Here is a 3,206-nt window from a genome sequence, read left to right as displayed (position 1 = left end):
GAAGGGCGGGTTGCCAGTGGTCGATCGCTCGGCCGGTTCGAGTGGTGCGGGATCCTGTTCGTTCGGGCTTTCGGTCATCTTCGCTCCTTGCGTGGTGGCGGGTTCGGGGTCGGAAATGATGCGGGCGCCGCGCCGGTAGGTGAGATAGCGGCTCAGCCATTGCAGGCTGACGCGGGCGCGCTGGTCGAAGTCGACGAGCAGCAACACATGGACGAGCGCCCACAACAGCCAGGCCGGCAAGCCACGCAACCGCGGTCGGCCCGGCCCGAAATCGAAGACGGCGGCGTGGCGGCCGATGATCGCGGCGTTGCCACGGTTCTTGAACTGGAATGGCGGCAGCGGCGTGCCGTGGCGCATTGCCTTACGCAGTGCGCGCGCGAGATGCTCGCCTTGCTGTTGCGCGACCTGAGCCAGGCCCGGGAGCGGCTTGCCGGAGGCGTCGGGGAAGTGCGCGATGTCGCCGAGCGCGAAGACGCCCGGCACATCGGCGACCGAGAGATCGGGGCGGACCGGCACGCCACCGCCGCGCGCGGGCCCGACGCCGAGCATGGCGGCGGCCGGGGTTGGCGACACGCCTGCGCCCCACAACACCGTAGCCGCCCGCAGCAGATTTCCGTCGATCCAGACTCCGGTGGAATCGATGTGGGCGACCGGCACCCCGGTGATCACCTCCACACGCAGCCGCCCGAGCGCGCGGACGGCATAGTCGGCCAACTCGTCGGGAAAGGCAGCCAGGATCCGCGGCCCAGCTTCGACGAGCACCACGCGCGCGCTGCCCGGGCGGACGTGGCGGAAGTCGCGTGCGAGCGTGTGTCGCGCCAATTCAGCGACCGACCCTGCCAGCTCCACCCCGGTCGGCCCGCCACCGACGACGATGAACGTCAACAGCGCATCGCGTGCGCCCGGCGCCGCGCGTTCGGCGCGTTCGAACGCGGAGAGCACGCGCGTACGGATCGCGCGCGCGTCGGCGATCGATTTAAGCGACGGCGCGGCGCGCGACCAATCGGCATGGCCGAAGTAATTGGCGGTGGAGCCCGTCGCGAGAGCGAGCACATCATAGCCGAGGCGCTCGCCCGAGTGCAGCTGGATCGTGCGCGCCGAGGTGTCGACCCGCGTGACCGCGCCGAGGATCACCTCAATGTTGCGGTAACGAGCCAGGACGCTGCGGATCGGTGCGGCGACATCGGCGGGCGACAGCGCGGCGGTCGCCACCTGATACAGCAGCGGCACGAACAGATGATAGTTGTTGCGATCGACGACTGTCACCCGCGCCGCCGTGCCGCCGAGCCCTTGTGCGAGCGCCAGCCCGGCGAACCCGGCGCCGACGATCACCACGTGCGGTTCCGGCGGGATTGCCCGCTCCACCGTTCGGGGAAGCGGCGCGGTCAAGGTTCACGCGAGGTCGCGTTGACGTTTGGGTTGTCGGCGTCGACATCGGCGCCTGCCTGTCCCCCACCATAATAGCCCTGCTCGGTCTGACCACCATGGCCTAGGAACTTGCCGAAACCACCCGGCGCCTTCTTGCCGGTGTGCGGGTTGGGATAGGCGCCGCCGTCGCTTTCACCCTTGCCGCCAGCGTCGACACCGCCGTCCTTGTCGGGGCGATCGGCGACGCCGTCATGGGCGCCGTCGTGCGAGGTGCTCATCGCCTGCATGGGTTGTTTGTCCGGCATCGACTTCTCCGTTGCTTGCGCAGCGACCACGGTCCGCATGGTGCCCGGCACCCGCGTCGCGCAGGCGCCACCCCACGCGCTGGCGGAGGCCGCAGCGGCGATCGAGGCATGACCGGCATAACCCCGAGCGGACCGCTAAGTTGCTGTAAGAACAGGAGTCTCAATGCAGGTTAATGCGATTGTGGAGGTGCTGCGCCGGCGCGGTCCACGCGGTGCGACCCGATCAGCAGTGCGACGAGATCGCCCTTCGTGCGGAACGTCGTGATGAGGAGATAGGGTGCCGTCACAAGCGCGCCGAGGACGATCGTGGCCAGCCCACAGGCCAAGCCGATCATCTTCGACGGTTCCCGGTAGATCATCCAGCAGGCGACGAGCAGAAGGTGGATCTCAAGATCGATATAGAACTGCCGTCGCCACGGATCGCCAAGATCATCGATGAAGGTCGATAGGGCTCCAAATATCCCCCGTTGCTCGATCGCGGATTGCGTCACCGTAACGATGACGGCGGTTAGGACCGTCGCAACAAGCCTCACCGTGATAATCGACGTCCTCATGCGAGTGCCTGCCTGACTCTAGCTCTATGATCGTCCGAACGGACCAAATGCCATCCCGCTCCGTTGCCGCCGGACGCCGACGACTCGAGATCGTGCAGTCGTCCAGGACCGCGGACGCGCAGGCCGCCATCGAGGCTGCACGTGCAACATAGGTGATCGAAATTACTATATTTCAACATCTTGAAGGCCTTCTGGCCACACCAATCTGAAAGCGCGGATCGGCCACAGCGGCACGATCGCCGAGGACGCTATGTCGACGTTCAGATTATCTCCCATTGCCGCAATCGCGGGTGCGGCGCTCGCATGCCTGTCGGCGTGCGGTAGCAATGACGGCAACGCATCCGTACCGGCTCCCGCCTCCACGGATGCGCAGCCCTCGCCCTCAGCCCCGACGGGTGTGGTCCCGCTCATCGCCGCCGCCGCCAAGCCGATAAGTGGCGGTACGGACGATTATGCCGATATCCTTGCCGCTGCTGCGACCGCGCGCAGAATTCTCCTGGGCGAGTCTTCGCATGGCACCAGCGACTATTATCGCGAACGCGGACGCCTGACCGAGCGGCTGATCGCCGAGCATGGGGTGAATGCGGTGATCATCGAGGGTGACTGGAGCCCCACGTTCCGCGTGAACCTTTATGTGCGCGGACTGGGCAGCGACCTGAGCGCTACCGAGGCGCTATCCGGTTACACCGCCCGCTTTCCGCGCTGGATGTGGCGCAACGTGGAATTCCGCGACTTCGTCGAGTGGCTCCGCACCCGCAATCTCGCGCTCCCGCCCGCCCAACGGGTCGGCATCTATGGCATGGATGTGTACGATCTGTACGAAGCCGCCGATCAGGTCGTCGCGTATCTCGAAGGCCGCGACCCTGCAGCGGCGGCGAGAGTGCGGCAGCTCTATGCCTGTTTTAAGCCCTACGCGCGGACCCCCGAAGCCTATGGCGGGGCAGTGGCCACCCGGTCGGATACTTGTCGGGACGAGGCC

General features: G+C 66.7%; 5 protein-coding genes. 2 read left to right on the top strand and 3 right to left on the bottom strand.

Annotation, left to right across the window (positions count from 1 at the left end; genetic code table 11):
- Both VF643_RS03790 and VF643_RS03785 read right to left on the bottom strand, forming a co-directional pair.
- Positions 1-1,335: NAD(P)/FAD-dependent oxidoreductase (locus tag VF643_RS03790; protein WP_331042042.1), on the bottom strand; the 1,335-nt coding region annotated here is incomplete at its 3' end.
- A gap of 50 nt (positions 1,336-1,385) precedes the next feature.
- The gene (locus VF643_RS03785; protein ID WP_331042041.1) at positions 1,386-1,646 is read right to left on the bottom strand and encodes a hypothetical protein; all 261 of its coding nucleotides are present in this window, start codon (positions 1,644-1,646) and stop codon (positions 1,386-1,388) included.
- Positions 1,647-1,653: 7 nt separating this feature from the next.
- On the opposite strand from VF643_RS03785, the gene VF643_RS03780 reads away from it, so the two are divergent.
- Positions 1,654-1,785 (top strand): hypothetical protein, encoded by a 132-nt coding sequence (locus VF643_RS03780; protein WP_331042040.1) that lies wholly within the window; start codon positions 1,654-1,656, stop codon positions 1,783-1,785.
- A gap of 58 nt (positions 1,786-1,843) precedes the next feature.
- On the opposite strand, the gene VF643_RS03775 is transcribed toward VF643_RS03780, so the two are convergent.
- Positions 1,844-2,164, bottom strand: a complete 321-nt coding sequence (locus tag VF643_RS03775) for a hypothetical protein (protein ID WP_331042039.1) — start codon at positions 2,162-2,164, stop codon at positions 1,844-1,846.
- Between the two features lie 460 nt (positions 2,165-2,624).
- On the opposite strand from VF643_RS03775, the gene VF643_RS03770 reads away from it, so the two are divergent.
- On the top strand, positions 2,625-3,206 hold a 582-nt coding region (locus VF643_RS03770; RefSeq protein ID WP_331042038.1), incomplete at its 3' end, for an erythromycin esterase family protein.

It is taken from the genome of Sphingomonas sp. (assembly GCF_036387595.1).
GTDB lineage: Bacteria > Pseudomonadota > Alphaproteobacteria > Sphingomonadales > Sphingomonadaceae > Sphingomonas.
The sequence above is the reverse complement of the archived record's forward strand: the minus strand, read 5'-3'. Positions and strand labels throughout refer to the sequence as shown.

Bases quoted from the DNA above. Each gene is read 5' to 3' on its own strand.
- VF643_RS03780 (WP_331042040.1), top strand. From the start codon at position 1,654: ATGGGTTGTTTGTCCGGCATCGACTTCTCCGTTGCTTGCGCAGCGACC.
- VF643_RS03785 (WP_331042041.1), bottom strand. From the start codon at position 1,646: ATGAGCACCTCGCACGACGGCGCCCATGACGGCGTCGCCGATCGCCCC.